Below are 17,520 nucleotides of genomic sequence, written 5' to 3'. Positions count from 1 at the left end.
CGGGGCTCAGACGACAGTGAACGGCGTCGCCAGCAGCACCTCGTCGCGCGAGCTCGGACCCACGAGCAGTTCGAACGCGCCGGGCTCCACGAGGCGGTCGCCCGCGGCATCCACGATCGAGCACTCCGCGACCGGCAGCTCGAGGCGCACGCGCGCCGACTCCCCCGGTGCGAGGTCGACCTGACGGAAGGCCTTGAGCTCCCGGTCGGCCCAGCTCACGCTCGTGATGGAGTCGCGCACATAGACCTGCACGGTCTCGCGCACCGGACGCGCACCCGTGTTCGTCACCGTCACCTCGGCGACGATCGTCTCGTCACGGCCCAGCGTCGTCGATGCGAGTGACAGGTCGCCGTACGAGACGGTCGAGTACGAGAGCCCCTCACCGAACGCCCACGCCGGAGACTGCGTCAGGTCGGCGTAGCGGTCGCCGTGCTGTCCGCGGATCTGGTTGTAGTACGTGGGCTGCTGGCCGACGTGGCGCGCGAACGAGATCGGCAGTCGCCCTGACGGCTCGACCGCACCCGAGATGATCTCGGCGAGCGCGCGGCCGCCCTGCATGCCCGGGTTCGCCGCCCAGACGACGGCCGCGGCCTGCGACACGGATGCCGGCAGCACGAGCGGCTTCGAAGCGAGCAGCACGACCACCACGGGCTTGCCCGTCGCGATCAGTGCGTCGAGCAGGGCGTTCTGCCCACCGATCAGTTCGAGTGTCGCGGTCGAGCGTCCTTCGCCGACGAGTTCGATGCGGTCTCCGACCACAGCGACGACGACATCGGATGCCGCCGCAGCCGCCACCGCCTCGGCGATCAGCGTCTCGTCGGGTGCGCTCGGCACCACAACCGCGGGCCGGGGCTGTCCGTCGGGGAACTTCGCGCCGCGAGGGTCCTGCTCGAGCGTGAGGATCTCGGCGCCGCGCGCATGCGTGACCGCCCACCCGTCGACGCCTGCGATGCCGTCGAGCACGGTGGTGATCATCTCGCGCGGCTGTCCGTCGAGCCACCCGGCCTGACCCGAGCCACCCGCCCAGTCACCCAGCTGCGTCTGCGCGTCGTCGGCGAGCGGACCCACCACGGCGACCTTCAGGGGCGACGCGGCATCGAGCGGCAGAGTCCCGTCGTTCTCGAGCAGCACGATCGAGCGGCGGGCGGTCTCGAGGTTGAGTTCGGCGTGCGCGGCGCTGCCGACCACGGCATCCAGGTCGTCCTGCGGCAGCCGCGGGTCTTCGAACAGGCCGAGCTCGAACTTCAGGGTGAGGATGCGGGCGACCGCGTCATCGAAGGCGTCCTCCGCGAGGAGCCCGTTCGACACCGCTTCGAGTGCGCCCTCGAAGAAGCCCGGCGTGTTCATGACCATGTCGTTGCCGGCGCTGACGGCAGCCGCCGAGGCGTGCGCGTAGTCGGGCTGCACGTGCTGCTCCCACACCATGCGGCCGACGTTGTCCCAGTCGGTGATGAGGGTGCCGGTGTAGCCCCACTCGCCGCGCAGCACGTCGCTGAGCAGCCAGTCGTTGACCGTGATCGGCACGCCGTCGGTGGTCTGGTAGCCGAGCATGAACGTGCGGCATCCCTCGCGGGCGACCCGCTCGAACGGCGGCAGGAACCACGACCGCAACTTGCGCCGCGAGATGTCGGCCTCGCTCGCATCGCGCCCGCCCTGCGTCTCGGAGTACCCGGCGAAGTGCTTGGCCGTCGCGAGAATCGCGGTCGGGTCATCAAGGCCTTCGCCCTGGTAGCCGCGCACCATGGCCGAGGCGAGCTCGCCGATCAGGAACGGATCTTCGCCGAAGGTCTCGTCGATGCGGCCCCAGCGCAGGTCGCGCGCGATGCAGAGCACCGGTGAGAACGTCCAGTGGATGCCGGTGGCCGCGACCTCGACCGCGGTCGCCCGCGCGACCTTCTCGACCAGCTCGGCATCCCACGTCGCCGCCATGCCGAGCTGCGTGGGATAGATGGTCGCGCCGGGCCAGAAGGAGTGGCCGTGGATGCAGTCCTCGGCCACGAGCAGCGGGATGCGCAGCCGCGTCTGCGAAGTCAGCTCGTTCGCGCGGATGATCCGCTCGGGCGAGGTGTGCAGGATCGAGCCGACGTGCTTGCCGAGCACGTGGTCATCGAGGTCGTCGCGGGCGTCGAGCTGCAGCATCTGCCCGACCTTCTCCTCGACCGTCATGCGGTCGAGGAGGTCGGCGACGCGCGCGGCGATCGGCAGCTCGGGGTCGAGGTAGGGCAGGGATTCGGTCAGGGTCTGAGAGGTCATCACTTCGTGTTCTGTGTCTTCGTGTCGTGTGTCTGGTTCGTCTGGGCATCCGCGGCGCTCTGCACGGTACCCGAGTCGGTCATCGGAACGCTGCGCACCGCCGTCACCGGGTCGTTCACGTTGAGCCCCTTCTTCTTCATCGCACGGGCGCGCTCACCCGCCGACCGCAGCCTCGGGTTGACGTACTCGTCGATGCCGAAGTTGATGAGCGACAGCGCAACGCCGATGATCGCGATGCAGAGGCCGGCGGGCACGTACCACCACCACAGCCGCGGGAAGGCGCCGTTCTGCTGCGCCCAGAAGAGGATCGTGCCCCAGTTGAGATTGCTCACCGGGATCACGCCGATGAAGGCGAGGGTGGTGAGGCCGAGGATCGCCGCGGTCACCGTGCCGACGAAGCTCGACGCGATCAGCGCCATGAGGTTCGGCAGCATCTCGACCGTGATGATGCGGTGCAGCGGTTCGCCGTTGGCGCGGGCCGCCTGGATGAAGTCGCGGTTGCGCAGCGACATGGTCTGCGCGCGCAGCACGCGCGCACCCCACGCCCAGCCCGTGAGCCCGAGCACCGCGGCGATCACGATCAGCGGCGGGTTCTCGAACTGCGAGGCGACGATGATGATCAGCGGGATGCCGGGGATCACCAGGAACACGTTGGTGAGAGCCGAGAGCGACTCGCTCTTCCAACCGCGCACGTATCCGGCGATGACGCCGATCGTGATGGCGATGATCGTGGCGATGATGGCCGAGAGGAAGCCGACCACGACGACGCCGCGCGTGCCGAAGATCAGCTGGCTGAGCACGTCTTCACCCATGTGGGTGGTGCCGAGCCAGTGATCGAGCGACGGCGGCTGGCGCAGAGCCGTGCGGTCCTTCTGCGTCGGGCCGTAGGGTGCGAGCAGCGGCGCGAAGATCGCGATCAGCACGAACACCCCGAGGATGATCAGGCCGGCGATCGACTTGGGGTTGCGGAACATCGCGAACGACTGCGCGAGCTGCGACCAGAACGTCTTGCGCGGGGGCGTCGCGTCGCTCGCAGTGCGGAACGTCGCGGTCTCCGGCATCCCGGTGGGGATCGTGCTGCCGTCCGGGGCCGTGGTGTCGGTCGAGGTGGGAACGCTCATGTCAGGCCTCCGTCTGGCGCGTGCGCGGGTCGAGGTATGCGTAGACGATGTCCGCCAGGATGTTGGCGACCAGCACCGACAGCGTGATCACCAGGAACACGCCCTGCATGAGGGCGAAGTCCTTCGCATTGGTGGCGTCGAGCAGCAGCTTGCCGACGCCCGGGTAGCTGAAGACCATCTCCATGACGATCGTGCCGCCGACGATGAACCCGATCGAGAGTGCGAAGCTCTGGATCTGCGGCAGCACCGCGTTGCGGGCGGCGTACGCCCACAGAACACGCTTGTTCGGCATGCCCTTGGCCTGTGCGACCGTGATGTAGTCCTCGTCGAGCACCGTGAGCATCATGTTGCGCATGCCCAGCATCCATCCGCCGAGCGACGCGATGATGATCGTGACCGCCGGCAGCGTGCCGTGCATGATCACCTGGCCTATGAAGTCGAGGCTCCACTCGGGCGACTGGCCCTTGTCATAGGCGTGCGACGACGGGAACCACTTGAGCGTCGACGAGAAGATGGCGATCGCGATGAGTCCGAGCCAGAAGTACGGGATGGTGTTGAAGAACGTCGTGATCGGGATGAGCGCGTCGAGCCTGCTGCCGCGCTTCCAGCCGACGATCGCGCCGCCCACCGTGCCGAGCGCGAACGAGATGATCGTCGCGATGCCGACCAGGCCGAGCGTCCACGGCAGAGCGGATGCCAGCACCTCGGTGACCGGCCGCAGACCGTGCAGAGTCGAGATGCCGAGATCGCCGCGGAACAGCATGGCCCAGTAGTCGAGGTACTGCTGCCACATCGACTTGTCGGTGTCGATGCCGAGCAGAACGCGCAGCGAGTCGGCCGCCTCAGGGCTGACGTTGCGGTTGCGCGCGAGGTACGAGCTGACCGCGTCACCCTTCATGAACCGGGGCAGGAAGAAGTTGATCGTGATGGCCGCCCACAGGGTGAACAGGTAGAACCCGGCGCGTCCGGCGAAGAACCGCCAGGGCACGAGCTTCCTCCCCTTCTGCGCGGTGGTCGCGGTGGTGCCGACCTCGAGTGCGTCGCGGTCGTCGTCGGCGATCGGGAGCTGAGGGGATGCGGTGGTCACAGTGCACCTCCGTGCGAGCCGGTCGTCGCGAAGTGCTTGTCGGGGTCGGGAGACGCCGCCCGCAGCTCGCGCGTGTAGGGGTCCTGCGGGTTGAGGATGACGTCGTCGGCGTCGCCGTACTCGACGACGCGACCCTGGTTGAGCACCATGATCTTGTCGCTGAAATGCCGCGCGGTGGCGAGGTCGTGGGTGATGTAGAGCACTCCGAGCCCCTCTTCTCGCTGCAGATCGGCGAGCAGGTTCAGCACCCCGAGGCGGATCGACACGTCGAGCATCGAGACGGGCTCGTCGGCGACCAGCAGAGACGGACGGGACGCGAGCGCACGGGCGATGGCGACGCGCTGACGCTGGCCACCGGAGAGTTCGTGCGGGCGGCGGTCGATCACGGCATCCGCATCGAGGCGCACGCGTTCGAGCAGCCGGCGCACCTCGGCCTCTGTCTCGTTCTTGGGCACCACGTCGTCGAGCCGGATCGGCCGCTCGAGGTGGTATCTGATCGAGTGGTACGGGTTGAGCGAGGCGAACGGATCCTGGAAGACCATGCGCAGCTGCTGGCGGTACTTCCGCAGGCCCTTGCCGCGCCGGGGAATGGGCTTGCCGTCGAGACGTACCTCGCCCGACGTGGGGGTCTCGAGCTGGGTGAGGATCTTCGCGATGGTCGACTTGCCGCTGCCCGACTGGCCGACGAGACCGATGGTCTGGCCGGAGTTCAGGGTGAAGCTGACGTTGTCGAGAGCCTTGAGCTGACCGGCTCCTCTGACGTTGTAGACCTTGGTGACATCGGCGAACTCGAGAGTGGTCATCGGGTCAGCACTCCTCTCGCACCGGTGAGACGGGGGAACGACGACAGCAGTGTCTTCGTGTAGTCGTTCTGCGGGTTCGTCCAGATCTGCTCGGCAGAGGCGAGCTCGACGATCTCGCCCTCGCGCATGATCGCGATGCGGTCGCTGATCTCGAGCAGCAGCGGCAGATCGTGGGTGATGAAGATGACCGAGAAGCCGAACTCGTGACGCAGCTGCGAGATCTGCTTGAGGATCTCGCGCTGCACCAGCACGTCGAGAGCCGTGGTCGGCTCGTCCATCACCATCAGCTGCGGACGCAGGGCCAGGGCCATCGCGATCATGACGCGCTGACGCATGCCGCCCGACAGCTCGTGCGGGAACGAACGTGTGCGCTGACGGCCGACCTTGACGATCTCGAGAAGTTCCTCGGCCTCAGCCCTGCGCTGCTTGCGATTCATGCCGGGGCGGTGGATCTCGAACACGTCCTCGAGCTGCGAGCCGATCGTCGCCACCGGGTTGAGTGCGTTCATCGCACCCTGGAACACCATCGACACCTTGTCCCAGCGGAACTTCTGCATCGCGTCGACGTCGAGCGCATTGATGTCGACATCGACACCGGATGCATCGTGGAAGGTCACGCTGCCGCCCGCGATCACGGCCGGTGCCCGCAGCAGGCGCTGCACGCCGTACGCGAGGGTGGTCTTGCCGCATCCGCTCTCTCCTGCGAGACCGAGGATCTCTCCTCGCTGCAGTTCGAGCGTCACGTTCTTCACCGCCTCGACGGGTGGATCGACGTCGTACACGACGGAGAAGTCGCGCACGGTGAGCAGGGGTTCTGACATGAGGGGTCCTTCGTCGGTCGGGTGGGGCGCGTTTCGCCTCGCTCCGCTCGCTCAACGACCGGGAATCACCGGTCGTTGAGCGAGGAGCGAAGCACCGAGACGAAACGCGCCCCCGGGACTGCTTACTCGGCCGGCTTCAGCTTCGTGAGGATCTGCACGATGTTCTGCTGAGTCGGGTCGCCCGAGGCATACGGGTCCTCCTCCGAAGGCCACCCGACGTAGTTGCGGGTGTTGTACTCGCCGAGCAGCGGGTGCGCTCCGAGCGGGATCGCCGGGACCTGCTCGACGAAGATCTGCTCGAGCGTCGTGATGGCCGCGGTGCGCTCGTCATCGGACGACGCGTTGGCGTAGGTGTTGAGCGCCTCGGTCGCCGCGGGGTCTTCGAAGCGACCGAAGTTGAATCCGGCGATGCCCTCGGGCGAGATCCAGCGCGGGTCCATCGTCGACGTGTAGAGGCCATAGGCCGTGCCGCTGTCTTCGAGCCAGTGGATGATGGCCGAGAACGAGCCGTCGTCGCGGGGTCCTGCCCAGCCGCCCCAGTCGGGCATGTCGATCTTGACCTCGGCGCCGATCGACTCGGTGATGTCCTCGGCGATGAGCTCCTGCGCGGTGTTCCAGTCGCTCCAGCCCGAGGGCACCGAGAGCGTGAACGAGACAGGCGTGCCGTCGGGGTCGATCAGCGCGTCGTCCTTCCACGTGTAACCGGCGCTCTCGAGCAGATCGCGCGCCTTCTCGGCGTCGACCGAGTACTCCTGGCCCTGGAACTCGGGCTGGATCTCGTCTTCGAGGATCGACGAGAGTCCGGTGACCGACCAGACCGGCTCGCTCGCGCCCTCGCGGGCGATGTCGACGTACGCGTCGCGATCGATGACCCAGGCGAGGGCCTGGCGGAACGCCACATCGTCGAACGGCTTCTGCTGCAGGTTCATGAACAGCGTCGCGGAGCCGGTGGTCGGCGCGACGAAGAACTTGTTGTGCTCGGGGTCGGCGTCGAGGAACTGCTCCTGGATCTGCGGGATGAACGCCTGCGCCCAGTCGGCCTCGCCCTGCGCGAGCGCGGTGGTCAGAGCGGTGTTGTCGCCGTAGGAGACGTAGTGCAGCTCGGGAACAGCGAGGTCGCCGGCCCAGTAGTCGTCGCGCGCCTCGAGGGTGACCGACTCTGTCGACCAGTTCGACAGCGCATAGGGGCCGGTGCCGACCAGGTCGTCGCCCTTGACGGGGTCGGTGGCGGGCTCGTCGAGGTTCTCCCAGATGTGCTTGGGAACGATCGGCACATGCAGCACGCGGGCCTGGTTCACGTACTTCGACTCGCCGAAGTTCAGCGTCACGGCGTCGCCCTCGACGGTCGCGCCCTCGAACTTGAGGCCCGCGGTGTCGAGCGCCGGGGTCGAGACGAGCTCGTAGGTGAAGACGATGTCGTCGGCGGTGAAGGGCTCGCCGTCGCTCCAGGTGACGTCCTTGCGAGGCACGACGGTGAGCGCCGTGTAGTCGTCGTTCCACTCGATGCTCTCGGCGAGCCACGGGGTGACACCGCGGTCGCCGGTCTGGTTCACGAGGGCGAGGGTCTCGAAGATGACCTTGCCGTAGCCGTACTTCGAGGCCGACGAGTCGCCGACGTAGGGGTTGTTCGACTCGGTGGTGATCGCACCGTCGGGCTTGGCGATCGTCAGGGCCGCACCACCGGCTCCGCTGTCTGCGTCGTTCGATCCGCCGGCTGCGCAGCCGGCGAGGGCCGAGACGCCGAGGGCGGAGATCGCCGCGACAGCGATCATGGACTTTCTGAGCTTCATTGCTTCTCCTTGGGCACGGGTCGTTGTGCTGTGTGGCTGTCGGTGCGCGGGCATCCGACCTCATTCGCTTACTGGCGAGAAAGTAAGCTGGTGCGAGGTTACCCGTCAGTAAGTAGAGTTGGCAAGTACGATCCAGTGCAGGATTCGGTGCAGAAGAGGATGGACCATGTCGAAGGATGCTGTCGCCCACACGTCCGTCCGGCCTGCCACCCGGGAGAAGCGCGAGCAGATCCTCAAAGCCGCCGTCGAGATCTTCGGCAACAAGGGTTCGACGAACGGCACCCTCGCCGATGTGGCCGAGCAGGTGGGCATCACCCACGCCGGGGTGCTGCACCACTTCGGCTCGAAGCAGAAGCTGCTGCTCGAGGTGCTCGCCTACCGCGACCAGGCCGATGTCGAGGACCTCGCCGAGAAGCACATCCCCGGCGGGCCCGAGCTCTTCCTGCACCTGGTGCGCACGGCCGTCGCGAACGAGCTGCGTCCCGGCATCGTGCAGGCCTACACCGTGCTGTCGTCGGAGTCGGTGACCGACAACCACCCCGGCCGCGAGTACTTCGAAGAGCGCTACACGACCCTGCGGCGCGAGGTGACCGACGCGTTCCACCTGCTGTGCGCGCAGGAGGGTGTGACAGAGCCCGACACCGTCGCCACCGCTGCGGCCAGCATCCTCGCCGTGATGGACGGGCTGCAGCTGCAGTGGCTGCTGCACCGCGATGTCTTCGACCTGGGCGAGGCCAGCGAGTTCGCGATCCGCTCGATCGTCAACGGCGTGCTGCACCCCGGACCGACACTGGAGTCGTACCGCCGCGACTGACCGCCGCGACTAGGCTCGGGGCCATGACGATCGACCTCGAAGCGCTCTACACAGACCTGCACCAGCACCCTGAACTCTCGTTCCAGGAGACGCGCACCGCCGGCATCGCCGCCGGTCACCTGCGGGATCTCGGCCTCGAGGTGCACGAGGGCATCGGCGTCACCGGCGTGGTCGGCATCCTGCGCAACGGCGAAGGCCCCGTCGTGTGGGCGCGCGCCGACATGGACGCGCTGCCCGTCGGCGAAGAGACCGGCCTCGCCTATGCCAGCACCGCGACCGGCATCGACCCCTCCGGCAACACCGTGCCCGTCATGCACGCCTGCGGTCATGACATGCACGTCACCGCCATGATCGGCGCGGTCGAGAAGCTCGTCGCCGAGAAGGCCGACTGGTCTGGAACCGTGGTCGTGCTGATCCAGCCGGCCGAGGAGTACGGAGCCGGATCCCGCGCCATGCTCGACGCCGGGCTGCGCGACCTCGTGCCGCACCCCGATGTCGTCCTGGGCCAGCACGTCACTCCCCTGCCCGCCGGCACGATCGGCGTGCGCCCGGGCACGCAGATGGCGGCATCCGACGGCCTCACCGTCGTGCTGCACGGTCGCGGCGGTCATGGCTCGCGCCCGCACTCGACGATCGACCCCGTCGTCATGGCGGCCGCGACCGTCATGCGACTGCAGACCATCACCTCGCGCGAGGTCGACCCCCGCGACGTCGCCGTCGTGACGGTCGGTTCGATTCACGCAGGCCTCAAGAACAACATCATTCCCGCCGAGGCGAAGCTCGAGCTCAGCCTGCGCTACCCGAACGACGAGATGCGCGACAAGGTGCTCGCGAGCGTCGAGCGCATCGTGCGCGCCGAGGCTGCGGCATCCGGAGCCGAGCGCGAGCCCGAGATCCGCACCGACCACACCCTGCCGCCGACGATCAACGATGCGGATGCCACGGCACGCGTCACGTCGGCGCTGCAGCGTGCGCTCGGCGAGGCTGCCGTCATCGACCCCGGCATGTTCACCGGCAGCGAGGACGTCTCGTGGTTCGCCCGCGACACCGGCGCGCCCCTGGTGTTCTGGTTCTGGGGCGGGATCGACGCCGCGAAGTTCGCGGAGTCCGCGGCGGCCGGGACACTCGACAAGGACATCCCGACGAACCACTCGCCGTTCTTCGCGCCCGAGATCCACCCGACCATCGAGGTCGGCGTCACGGCACTGTCGGCGGCTGCGCGAGAGTTCCTCGACTGAGGCGTCTTCTCGCCGTTCACAATTCAGCATCAACAGCCGGAACTGCGCCGGATCCGCACTCTGGACGCGCGGAACGCGCGTTCTCTGCTGAATTGTGAACGCGAAGCGGCGCTGACTCAGCCGCCGATGGCGTTCATGCCGCGGGCCGGCTGCAGGAATGAGGGGTCGTTGATCGCGTGCCCCGGCAGCTTGCCGTGCACGCACGAGCGCAGCATGTCGGCGATCCCGCCGGCACGCCGATCGGACTCGGATGCTCCGTCGCCGCGCAGCACCCCGATCAGGTCGTATTCGGCATTGGAGAACAGGCAGTTGCGCAGCTGACCGTCGGCCGTCAGGCGCAGCCGGTCGCATGCACCGCAGAACGGGGCGGTGACCGAGGCGATCACTCCGACCTCGTGCGGGCCGCCGTCGATGCGCCACTTCTCGGCCGGTGCTCCGCCGCGCCCGGGAACGGGCTCGAGGTTCCACCGTGCGCCGAGCTTCTCGAGAATCTCCTCGCGCGTGACCATCGATGCGCGATCCCACGTGTGCCCGGCGTCGAGCGGCATCTGCTCGATGAAGCGCAGCTGCGCACCGACCTCCATCGCGAACGCCACCAGCTCGGGAAGCTCATCGTCGTTCACACCGCGCATCGCGACGGTGTTGAGCTTGAGCGGACGCAGCTCGGATGCCGCCGCTGCCGCGATGCCCTCGAACACGTCGTCGATGCGGTCGCGCCGAGTGAGGTCGGCGAAGCGCTGTCGATCCACCGTGTCGATGCTGATGTTCAGGCGCGTGAGGCCGGCGTCGATCAGGTCGGGCAGCTTCTTCGCGAGGCTGATGCCGTTCGTGGTCATCGCGACCTCGACGGGTCCGTCTTCGCCCTCGATCGCGGCGACCCGCCGCACGACCTCGACGATGTCGGCACGCAGCAGCGGCTCACCGCCGGTGAGGCGGAAGGTACGGATGCCGAGCGAGGCCGCAACCTGCGCCACCTCGACGATCTCGTCGGTCGACAGGATGCTGGTGCGCGCGAGCCATTCGTTGCCCTGCTCGGGCATGCAGTACGTGCAGCGCAGCGAGCAGCGATCGGTCAGCGAGATGCGCAGATCGCGGTGGACTCGGCCGTGGGTGTCGACGAGGCCCTGCGATGCGGGCGCGGTACCAGCTGCGATCACGGGATTCGGCGAGCGCACACCGATCACGACCGGTACGGCCGTCATCGCGCTTCCCCACTCCCCGACATGTTCCGAGACTACCCGCGCGTACGGCACGGGGGTTCGCACCGCCGGGAGCACCGGCATATTGCCAGGTCTCCACGGGGTCATCTACTCGGTCGACTCTTCCCATCCCTCTTGCTCGCCCCCCCGAGACCTGGATAGCTTGAATCCATTTCACTTCACTTCTGCAAACGCACGGCAGCGACTTCGAACTCGCGGTCGTTCCGATGCCGGGGGACCATGAGATCGTCGTCGAGTTCGTGCAGTCGGAGAAGGCGCGTGCGTCCACAGACAGCATCGAAGAGTCGATGCGGGCTGCCACGAGGGCGATCGAGCTCGGCGGGTTCACCCTTCGTGCCGAAGCTGTCAACGAGGGCATGACGGAATAGCTTCTTCAGCACGGCGGGGTACTTGATCACGAAGCTGGCTGCAGCTCAGAGCACCGAGACGAACCGCACCAGCGCCGGGTCGATCCGCAGCCGGATCCCATCGCCGACCGCCACCCCTCCGGCAGCATCCAGCGACAGGTCGACGGCCCCGGCATCGGTGTGCACGCGCACGCCCCCCAGCGTGGGCTCGATCCGCGTCACCACAGCCGGCCACGACTCCTGGCCAGCCTCGGCGACCCGCACATCCCCTGGGCGGAAGACCGCGGCGAGCGCGGCACCGTCGGTCGCCGCGAGCGCACGCGAGGCCGGATCCGCGCTGGTCAGCCGCACGTCGCCACTGCGCCACGTTCCCCCACTCGCGACCCCGACCAGGCGGTTGACCCCGGCGATGGAGGCGACGAAACCGGATGCCGGGGCGGCGAGCACATCGCGCACCAGCCCCGACTGGGTGACGCGGCCCGACTCGACGACGATCAACCGGTCGGCGAGCGCGACGGCATCCGCCGCATCGTGAGTGACCGCGACGGTCGTGGTCGAGACGAGCTGGTCGCGCAGCATCCGCCTGATGTCGCCGGCTGTTTCGGGGTCGAGGGCGACGAGCGGCTCGTCGAGCAGCACGACCCTGGGAGATGCGGCGAGTGCCCGAGCGACGGCGACGCGCTGCTGCTCACCCCCGGACAGCTCGTGCGGCATCCGCTCTCCGGACCCGGGGAGCCCGACGCGCGCGAGCCAGTCGTCGGCACCCGCACGGGCCGCGCGTGCGTCCGTGCCCGCAGCGCGCGGGCCGAACGCGACGTTCTCGCGCGCCGACAGATGCGGGAACAACCTCGGCTTCTGCCCCAGCAGCACGACCTCCCGGCGCATCGGCTCGGTGCGCAGCCGCGGCTTCTCGACACGATCGACGACGCGCCCCTCGACCGCGATCTCTCCGGCATCGAGCGGTTGGAGTCCGGCGATCGCCTGCAGCAGCGTCGACTTTCCCGCGCCGCTCGGACCCATCACGGCCACGGTCGCGCCGGCGGGCACCTGCAACGAGACGTCGACGACGAAGTGCTCACGCTGCACGACGACGTGGGCACGAAGGCCCTCGGCGCCGGTCATCGCGCCGCCCCGGGACGCCATCCGCGCACGAGCAGCAGCACGAGGATCGCGGTGGCGAGCAGCAGAAGCGCGAGGGCGACTGCGGCCCCCTGCGTCACGCCTGCGCCGTTGAAGGCGGTGTAGATCGCGAGCGGCATGGTCTGCGTGACCCCGGGGCGGTTGCCGGCGAAGAGCGCCGTGGCGCCGAACTCGCCGATCGCGCGAGCGAAGCAGAGCACCACCCCGGCGACGATGCCGGGCGCCGCGAGCGGCAGAGTGATGCGGCGCAGGATCGTCCAGCGTCCGGCGCCCAGCGCCGCGGCCGTGCGCTCGTACTCGACGCCGGAGGTGCGCACGGCACCTTCGACCGCCAGCACCAGGAACGGCAGCGCCACGAAGGTCTGCGCGAGCACGACGGCCGGGGTGCTGAACGAGAGACCGAGACCGCCGAACCACCCCGCTCGTCCGAACAGGTAGAGCAGCGCGACGCCGCCGACCATCGGCGGCAGCACGAGCGGCACCGTGACGGCCGCCCGCAGCACGGCGGCGAGGCGCGGGCCCGAGCGGGCGATCGTCAGTGCCAGCGGCACACCGATCACGATGCACAGCAGCGTCGCGATCAGCCCCGTGCCGAGCGAGAGCAGCAGCGCCGAGCGTGCGGCCTCTGACGTGACGTCGGCGATGAAGGTCGACCACTCGACGCGGGCGACGAGAGCCGCGAGCGGCAGGATGAGGAACGCCAAGCCGATCAGCGCCGGGATCGCCAGCGTGCGCGGCGCGTATCCGTGCGATCCCGCGGCGCTCACGGCGCCCCGAAGCCGTGGTCGGCGAGGATCCGCTGGCCCTCTTCGGAGAGCACGAACGCGATGAACGCCTCAGCGCCGGCCGAGTTCGATGCCTCAGACAGCGCTGCGATCGGATAGTGGTTGACGACCTCGTCGGCGCCGTCGGGCACGATCGCCTCGACATCGTCACGCCCGACCATGTCGGTGGCGTAGACGAGCCCGGCGTCCGCTTCACCGGCTGCGACCTTGGTGAGCACCGCGGTGACGTTCTGCTCGAGGCTCGCTGCGTCGACATCGACTCCGGTCGACGACAACAGGGTCGTGGATGCCGCGCCGCAGGGAACCTCGGGTGCGCAGAGCACCGTCGTGACGTCGGCCAGATCGGCGAGGGTCTCGACGCGGCCAGGGTTGCCCACGGGAACCGCGATCACGAGAGTGTTGGAGGCGAACAGGGTCGGGTCGACCGCGGCATCCTCGAGCTTGCGCATGGTGGCCTCGTCCGCCGAGGCGAACACGTCGGCGGGTGCACCCTCGAGCAGCTGGGTGGCCAACGTCGACGAGCCGTCGTACACGCCGGTGAACCGCACGTCGGGATTCTCCTGCTCGAACGCGTCGCCGATCTCGTCGAAGGCGCCCGACAGCGACGCAGCGGCGTAGACCGTGAGATCGCCGCTCACCGCGCCCCCGGCGCCTTCGGTCGGCGATTGGCTCCCAGCCGCGCACCCGCTGAGCGCCAGCGCGGCGGCAGCCAGTGCGATCGCGATGGTTCTGCGCGGCGTGCGGCGCATGTCAGCCCTTCGGCACGTCGACGACGACCTGCGTCGCCTTGACCGATGCCGTGGCCAGAGACCCCACCTCGAGGTGCAGATCGCGTGCCGCTTCGGCCGACATGAGGGAGACGACGCGATGCGGGCCGGACTGCAGGTCGACCTGCGCCATCACACCGTCGATCTGCACACGGGTCACGATGCCGACGAAGCGGTTGCGGGCGCTCGAGTGGGCGTCGCTCGTCTCGTGTGCCTCATCGGCCAGCTCGACTGCCCGCGCTGCGAGGGCATCACCGGGGATCTCGGCAGGCACGGCATCCGTGGTCGGAAGCAGCCCCTGATCGACCCAGCGCCGCACGGTGTCGTCGCTCACGCCGAGCAGCTGCGCGGCGCGGGCGATTCGAAAGGTCTGCATGCGTGAACATTACCGCGAATGCGGTTGCAGAAGGCAGAATCGACCGCATCTGCGGATGAACAACACCTCGTCCGTATTCGTTCAGTCCTGAACAACGACGAATCTCGCTCAGCTCACCGCAACGTCGCACCCCGGGCATAGCCTGGTGCCATGCAGCCGCTCGTCACCCCCGCCCCCGCCCTCGATCCGGCGGAGCTCGTCCGCACGGCTCGGCACGCAGTGCTCGCGGGCATCGGCGAAGAGGGGCAGCGCCGACTCTCGGCCGCCCACGTCGCGGTCGTCGGAGCGGGTGGCATCGGCTCCCCCGTGCTGCTCGCGCTGGCAGCGGCCGGCATCGGCACCATCACCGTGATCGACGACGACGTGGTCGAGCTCACCAACCTTCAGCGGCAGCTCGCGCACCGGGTCGAGGACATCGGCCGCCCCAAGACCGCCTCCGCCGCTCGCGCGATCACCGCTCTGTCGCCCGACGCCGAGGTGCTGCTGGCCGCCGAGCGACTCGACTCCGAGAACGCCGGGCGCCTGTTCGCCGGTGCCGACATCGTGGTCGACACCAGCGACTCCTTCGCCACGCGCCGCGACGTCGCGGCCGCGACCGAGGCCCTCGGCATCCCTCTCGTCTGGGGAGCCGTGCAGGAGTGGCACGCCCAGGCCACCGTGTTCTGGTCGAACCCGCCCGAGCACGATCCGGTCGTGCTGACCGATCTCTTCCCGCTCGGAACCGAAGGCGAGCCACCCAGCTGCGCGCAGGTCGGCGTGCTCGGCGCGCTGTGCGTGCAGGTCGGAGGGATGCTGGCGGGCGAGGTCGTCAAACTCGTCACCGGCGCGGGCGAGCCGCTGCTCGGACGCCTCGCCATGATCGACGCCCTCACTTCGAGACAGCACGAGATCGCGATCCGTTCGGCGGTGTCGGCATGAGCGCCGCGGGCGGAGGCCGCCGGTCGGTCGAAGAGCAGCTCACCCGCGTGCTCGACGCCGTGCGCACCCTGCGCGGTGAGACACGGGCGATCCGCGACGCCGCCCACCGCACCCTCTCCGAGCCCGCGACGGCAGCCCACGACATCCCCCTCTTCGACAACTCCGCGATGGACGGCTTCGCGGTGCGAGCGGCGGATGTCGCCTCGGCATCCGAAGAGAACCCGGTCGTGCTGCGCGTCGTCGCAGACCTGCCTGCCGGGGTGTCTGACGACCCGCCACTCGCGGCAGGCCAGGCCGCGCGCATCATGACCGGCTCGCCTGCCCCGACCGCGGCGGATGCGATCGTGCCCTTCGAAGACACTGCCGACGGTCTCGCCGACTCCCTGGGAGACGTGCGTGTGCTGCGCGCGCCGGCCGCTGCCGGAGCCTTCATCCGTCGCCGTGGCGCCGACCTGAGAGCCGGGGATGCCGTGGTGCATGCCGGCGAGCGTCTGGGCGCCTTCCAGCTCTCGGCTGCCGTCGCCGCCGGGGTCGAGAACGTGACCGTGACCCGAGCGCCGCGGGTGGCCGTCGTCTCGACCGGCAGCGAACTGCTCGAGCCGGGCGAGACTGCGACCCGCGGCCGCATCCCCGATTCCAACGGTCCCCTGCTCGAGATGCTCGTCGCGGATGCCGACGCCGAGGTCGTGCTCGCCGCCCGTGTCGCCGATGACGCCGAGGCCGTGCGCACCGTCACGGCGACGGCGGTCGAGCGCGGTGCCGACGTGATCGTGTTCACGGGTGGGGTGAGCGCCGGCGCCTACGAGCCCGTCCGCGGAGCGTTCGACGGCCGCGGCGAGGTCGAGTTCGCGAGCGTCGCGATGCAGCCGGGCAAGCCGCAGGCGTTCGGTGTGCTCGACACCGGCACCCTCGTGTTCGGCCTGCCGGGCAACCCCGTGAGCGTCGCGGTGTCGTTCGAGGTCTTCGTGCGGCCGGCGCTGCTCGCGCTGCAGGGTCGCACCGAGATCCATCGCCCTCGCGCATCATTCACCGCCGATGCTGCCTGGACCACCCCTCCCGGGCGGCGTCAGTACCTTCCCGCCGTCGTCGACCTCGCGAACAGGACTGTGCGCCCGGCGACCGCCGGCGGCTCTGGCTCGCATCTCGCCGGCGGTCTCGCCCGTGCGCACGCCTTCGCGATCGTGCCCGCAGAGGTCGAGGCCGTCGCCGTGGGCGATGCGATCGATGTCATGCTGGTCGAATGAGCTTCACGCATCTCGACTCGGCCGGCCACGCCCACATGGTCGACGTGACCGGCAAGCAGCCGACCGTCCGCACCGCCACCGCGCGCGGCTTCGTGCGCTGCAGTGCCGACGTGATCGCGGCGCTGCGTGACGGCACCGCACCCAAGGGCGACGTGCTCGCGGTCGCCCGGATCGCCGGCATCCAGGCCGCGAAGTCGACCCCGACGCTGCTGCCGCTCGCGCACGTGATCGGCGTGCACCGGGCCAACGTCGAGCTCGACATCGTCGACGACGGTGTGCACGTCGAGGCGACCGTCGGCACCGCCGACCGCACGGGCGTCGAGATGGAAGCCCTCACGGCCGTCTCGGTGAGTGCGCTCGCGATCGTCGACATGATCAAGGGCCTCGACCGGTCTGTGGTCATCGAAGACGTGCGCATCGTCGCTAAGTCGGGCGGCCGTTCGGGCGACTGGGTGCGCGAGGGAGAATCGCGATGACCCGGGTGCGATACTTCGCCGCCGCCGCCGAGGCCGCGGGCGTCGACGCTGAGGAACGCGGCGAGACCTCGCTCGAGGCCCTCCGCGCCGCGGTCGTGGCGGACCATCCGGCGCTCGCCGACATCCTTCCGCGCTGCGCGGTCATGGTCGACGGCGTACGCAGCGACGACGACCGATCGCTCGACGACGCTCAGCTGATCGACGTGCTGCCGCCCTTCGCCGGGGGATGACGCTTCCGCGCATGTGACCGTCGCGCGCGGGACGGCGGACGTGGGGGCGCGCTTCGCAAGTCATTGTGCGCTTCGCAAGTCCACGGATGC

18 protein-coding genes are annotated in these 17,520 nt (G+C 69.1%); 7 read left to right on the top strand and 11 right to left on the bottom strand.

The annotated features are described in order from the left end of the window. Positions 1-6: 6 nt before the first annotated feature. The 6 genes from FIV50_RS01760 to FIV50_RS01735 form a co-directional block, all read right to left on the bottom strand. Complete coding sequence (locus tag FIV50_RS01760; protein ID WP_140035924.1) at positions 7-2,253, bottom strand: glycoside hydrolase family 3 N-terminal domain-containing protein; 2,247 nt, start codon at positions 2,251-2,253, stop codon at positions 7-9. Continuing rightward, positions 2,253-3,374: an ABC transporter permease gene (locus FIV50_RS01755; RefSeq protein ID WP_140035923.1), complete on the bottom strand. Its 1,122-nt coding sequence runs from the start codon at positions 3,372-3,374 to the stop codon at positions 2,253-2,255. Before FIV50_RS01755 ends, FIV50_RS01760 begins: the two co-directional genes overlap by 1 nt. A 1-nt stretch (position 3,375) precedes the next feature. After that, on the bottom strand, positions 3,376-4,461 hold the full coding sequence (locus FIV50_RS01750) for an ABC transporter permease (RefSeq protein ID WP_140035922.1): 1,086 nt from the start codon (positions 4,459-4,461) through the stop codon (positions 3,376-3,378). Then, on the bottom strand, positions 4,458-5,264 hold the full coding sequence (locus FIV50_RS01745; RefSeq protein WP_140035921.1) for an ABC transporter ATP-binding protein: 807 nt from the start codon (positions 5,262-5,264) through the stop codon (positions 4,458-4,460). The genes FIV50_RS01750 and FIV50_RS01745 overlap by 4 nt, the downstream gene beginning before the upstream one ends. Next, the gene (locus FIV50_RS01740; protein WP_140035920.1) at positions 5,261-6,085 is read right to left on the bottom strand and encodes an ABC transporter ATP-binding protein; all 825 of its coding nucleotides are present in this window, start codon (positions 6,083-6,085) and stop codon (positions 5,261-5,263) included. Before FIV50_RS01740 ends, FIV50_RS01745 begins: the two co-directional genes overlap by 4 nt. 122 nt (positions 6,086-6,207) lie before the next feature. Then, positions 6,208-7,875, bottom strand: coding sequence for an ABC transporter substrate-binding protein (locus FIV50_RS01735; protein ID WP_140035919.1), 1,668 nt, complete (start codon positions 7,873-7,875; stop codon positions 6,208-6,210). Positions 7,876-8,041: 166 nt separating this feature from the next. On the opposite strand from FIV50_RS01735, the gene FIV50_RS01730 reads away from it, so the two are divergent. Next, positions 8,042-8,689, top strand: coding sequence for a TetR/AcrR family transcriptional regulator (locus FIV50_RS01730; protein ID WP_140035918.1), 648 nt, complete (start codon positions 8,042-8,044; stop codon positions 8,687-8,689). Positions 8,690-8,712: 23 nt separating this feature from the next. After that, entirely contained in the window at positions 8,713-9,927 is a 1,215-nt protein-coding gene (locus tag FIV50_RS01725) for an amidohydrolase (protein WP_140035917.1), read from the top strand. Between the two features lie 116 nt (positions 9,928-10,043). Here FIV50_RS01725 and moaA read toward each other — a convergent pair whose 3' ends face one another. Continuing rightward, on the bottom strand, positions 10,044-11,129 hold the full coding sequence (gene moaA, locus FIV50_RS01720; RefSeq protein WP_140035916.1) for a GTP 3',8-cyclase MoaA: 1,086 nt from the start codon (positions 11,127-11,129) through the stop codon (positions 10,044-10,046). A 224-nt stretch (positions 11,130-11,353) separates the two neighbouring features. Here moaA and FIV50_RS17580 point away from each other — a divergent pair, with 224 nt between their 5' ends. Next, positions 11,354-11,515 (top strand): hypothetical protein, encoded by a 162-nt coding sequence (locus FIV50_RS17580; RefSeq protein ID WP_181164297.1) that lies wholly within the window; start codon positions 11,354-11,356, stop codon positions 11,513-11,515. Between the two features lie 45 nt (positions 11,516-11,560). On the opposite strand, the gene FIV50_RS01715 is transcribed toward FIV50_RS17580, so the two are convergent. Genes FIV50_RS01715 through FIV50_RS01700 form a run of 4 tightly spaced genes read right to left on the bottom strand, consistent with a single transcriptional unit; the run spans position 11,561 to position 14,562 of the window. Next, the gene (locus FIV50_RS01715; RefSeq protein ID WP_258184366.1) at positions 11,561-12,616 is read right to left on the bottom strand and encodes a sulfate/molybdate ABC transporter ATP-binding protein; all 1,056 of its coding nucleotides are present in this window, start codon (positions 12,614-12,616) and stop codon (positions 11,561-11,563) included. After that, positions 12,613-13,401: a molybdate ABC transporter permease subunit gene (gene modB, locus FIV50_RS01710; RefSeq protein ID WP_140035914.1), complete on the bottom strand. Its 789-nt coding sequence runs from the start codon at positions 13,399-13,401 to the stop codon at positions 12,613-12,615. The genes FIV50_RS01715 and modB overlap by 4 nt, the downstream gene beginning before the upstream one ends. Further along, complete coding sequence (gene modA / locus FIV50_RS01705) at positions 13,398-14,168, bottom strand: molybdate ABC transporter substrate-binding protein (protein ID WP_140035913.1); 771 nt, start codon at positions 14,166-14,168, stop codon at positions 13,398-13,400. The genes modB and modA overlap by 4 nt, the downstream gene beginning before the upstream one ends. A gap of 1 nt (position 14,169) precedes the next feature. Further along, a complete protein-coding gene (locus tag FIV50_RS01700) occupies positions 14,170-14,562 on the bottom strand; it encodes a TOBE domain-containing protein (RefSeq protein WP_140035912.1) in 393 nt (130 codons plus the stop codon). 150 nt (positions 14,563-14,712) lie between these two features. Between FIV50_RS01700 and FIV50_RS01695 the strand changes: the two genes are divergently transcribed. Genes FIV50_RS01695 through FIV50_RS01680 form a run of 4 tightly spaced genes read left to right on the top strand, consistent with a single transcriptional unit; the run spans position 14,713 to position 17,430 of the window. After that, positions 14,713-15,480: a HesA/MoeB/ThiF family protein gene (locus FIV50_RS01695; protein ID WP_140035911.1), complete on the top strand. Its 768-nt coding sequence runs from the start codon at positions 14,713-14,715 to the stop codon at positions 15,478-15,480. Next, positions 15,477-16,724 carry a molybdopterin molybdotransferase MoeA gene (locus FIV50_RS01690; protein ID WP_140035910.1) on the top strand — a complete coding sequence of 416 codons (1,248 nt, stop codon included), beginning with the start codon at positions 15,477-15,479 and terminating at the stop codon, positions 16,722-16,724. The genes FIV50_RS01695 and FIV50_RS01690 overlap by 4 nt, the downstream gene beginning before the upstream one ends. Then, a complete protein-coding gene (gene moaC, locus FIV50_RS01685) occupies positions 16,721-17,200 on the top strand; it encodes a cyclic pyranopterin monophosphate synthase MoaC (protein WP_140035909.1) in 480 nt (159 codons plus the stop codon). Before FIV50_RS01690 ends, moaC begins: the two co-directional genes overlap by 4 nt. After that, positions 17,197-17,430, top strand: coding sequence for a MoaD/ThiS family protein (locus FIV50_RS01680; protein WP_140035908.1), 234 nt, complete (start codon positions 17,197-17,199; stop codon positions 17,428-17,430). The genes moaC and FIV50_RS01680 overlap by 4 nt, the downstream gene beginning before the upstream one ends. Positions 17,431-17,520 lie beyond the last annotated feature (90 nt).

It is taken from the genome of Microbacterium foliorum (assembly GCF_006385575.1).
Taxonomy (GTDB): Bacteria; Actinomycetota; Actinomycetes; order Actinomycetales; family Microbacteriaceae; genus Microbacterium; species Microbacterium foliorum_B.
This window is presented reverse-complemented; position numbering and strand designations above follow the sequence as displayed.

What these genes read in the sequence shown, in the direction of transcription:
- FIV50_RS01760 (WP_140035924.1), bottom strand. Translation starts at nt 2,253, where the DNA reads ATGACCTCTCAGACCCTGACCGAATCCCTGCCCTACCTCGACCCCGAG.
- FIV50_RS01755 (WP_140035923.1), bottom strand. Translation starts at nt 3,374, where the DNA reads ATGAGCGTTCCCACCTCGACCGACACCACGGCCCCGGACGGCAGCACG.
- FIV50_RS01745 (WP_140035921.1), bottom strand. Translation starts at nt 5,264, where the DNA reads ATGACCACTCTCGAGTTCGCCGATGTCACCAAGGTCTACAACGTCAGA.
- FIV50_RS01740 (WP_140035920.1), bottom strand. Translation starts at nt 6,085, where the DNA reads ATGTCAGAACCCCTGCTCACCGTGCGCGACTTCTCCGTCGTGTACGAC.
- FIV50_RS01735 (WP_140035919.1), bottom strand. Translation starts at nt 7,875, where the DNA reads ATGAAGCTCAGAAAGTCCATGATCGCTGTCGCGGCGATCTCCGCCCTC.
- FIV50_RS01730 (WP_140035918.1), top strand. Translation starts at nt 8,042, where the DNA reads ATGTCGAAGGATGCTGTCGCCCACACGTCCGTCCGGCCTGCCACCCGG.
- FIV50_RS01725 (WP_140035917.1), top strand. Translation starts at nt 8,713, where the DNA reads ATGACGATCGACCTCGAAGCGCTCTACACAGACCTGCACCAGCACCCT.
- moaA (WP_140035916.1), bottom strand. Translation starts at nt 11,129, where the DNA reads ATGACGGCCGTACCGGTCGTGATCGGTGTGCGCTCGCCGAATCCCGTG.
- FIV50_RS17580 (WP_181164297.1), top strand. Translation starts at nt 11,354, where the DNA reads ATGCCGGGGGACCATGAGATCGTCGTCGAGTTCGTGCAGTCGGAGAAG.
- FIV50_RS01715 (WP_258184366.1), bottom strand. Translation starts at nt 12,616, where the DNA reads ATGACCGGCGCCGAGGGCCTTCGTGCCCACGTCGTCGTGCAGCGTGAG.
- modA (WP_140035913.1), bottom strand. Translation starts at nt 14,168, where the DNA reads ATGCGCCGCACGCCGCGCAGAACCATCGCGATCGCACTGGCTGCCGCC.
- FIV50_RS01700 (WP_140035912.1), bottom strand. Translation starts at nt 14,562, where the DNA reads ATGCAGACCTTTCGAATCGCCCGCGCCGCGCAGCTGCTCGGCGTGAGC.
- FIV50_RS01695 (WP_140035911.1), top strand. Translation starts at nt 14,713, where the DNA reads ATGCAGCCGCTCGTCACCCCCGCCCCCGCCCTCGATCCGGCGGAGCTC.
- FIV50_RS01690 (WP_140035910.1), top strand. Translation starts at nt 15,477, where the DNA reads ATGAGCGCCGCGGGCGGAGGCCGCCGGTCGGTCGAAGAGCAGCTCACC.
- moaC (WP_140035909.1), top strand. Translation starts at nt 16,721, where the DNA reads ATGAGCTTCACGCATCTCGACTCGGCCGGCCACGCCCACATGGTCGAC.
- FIV50_RS01680 (WP_140035908.1), top strand. Translation starts at nt 17,197, where the DNA reads ATGACCCGGGTGCGATACTTCGCCGCCGCCGCCGAGGCCGCGGGCGTC.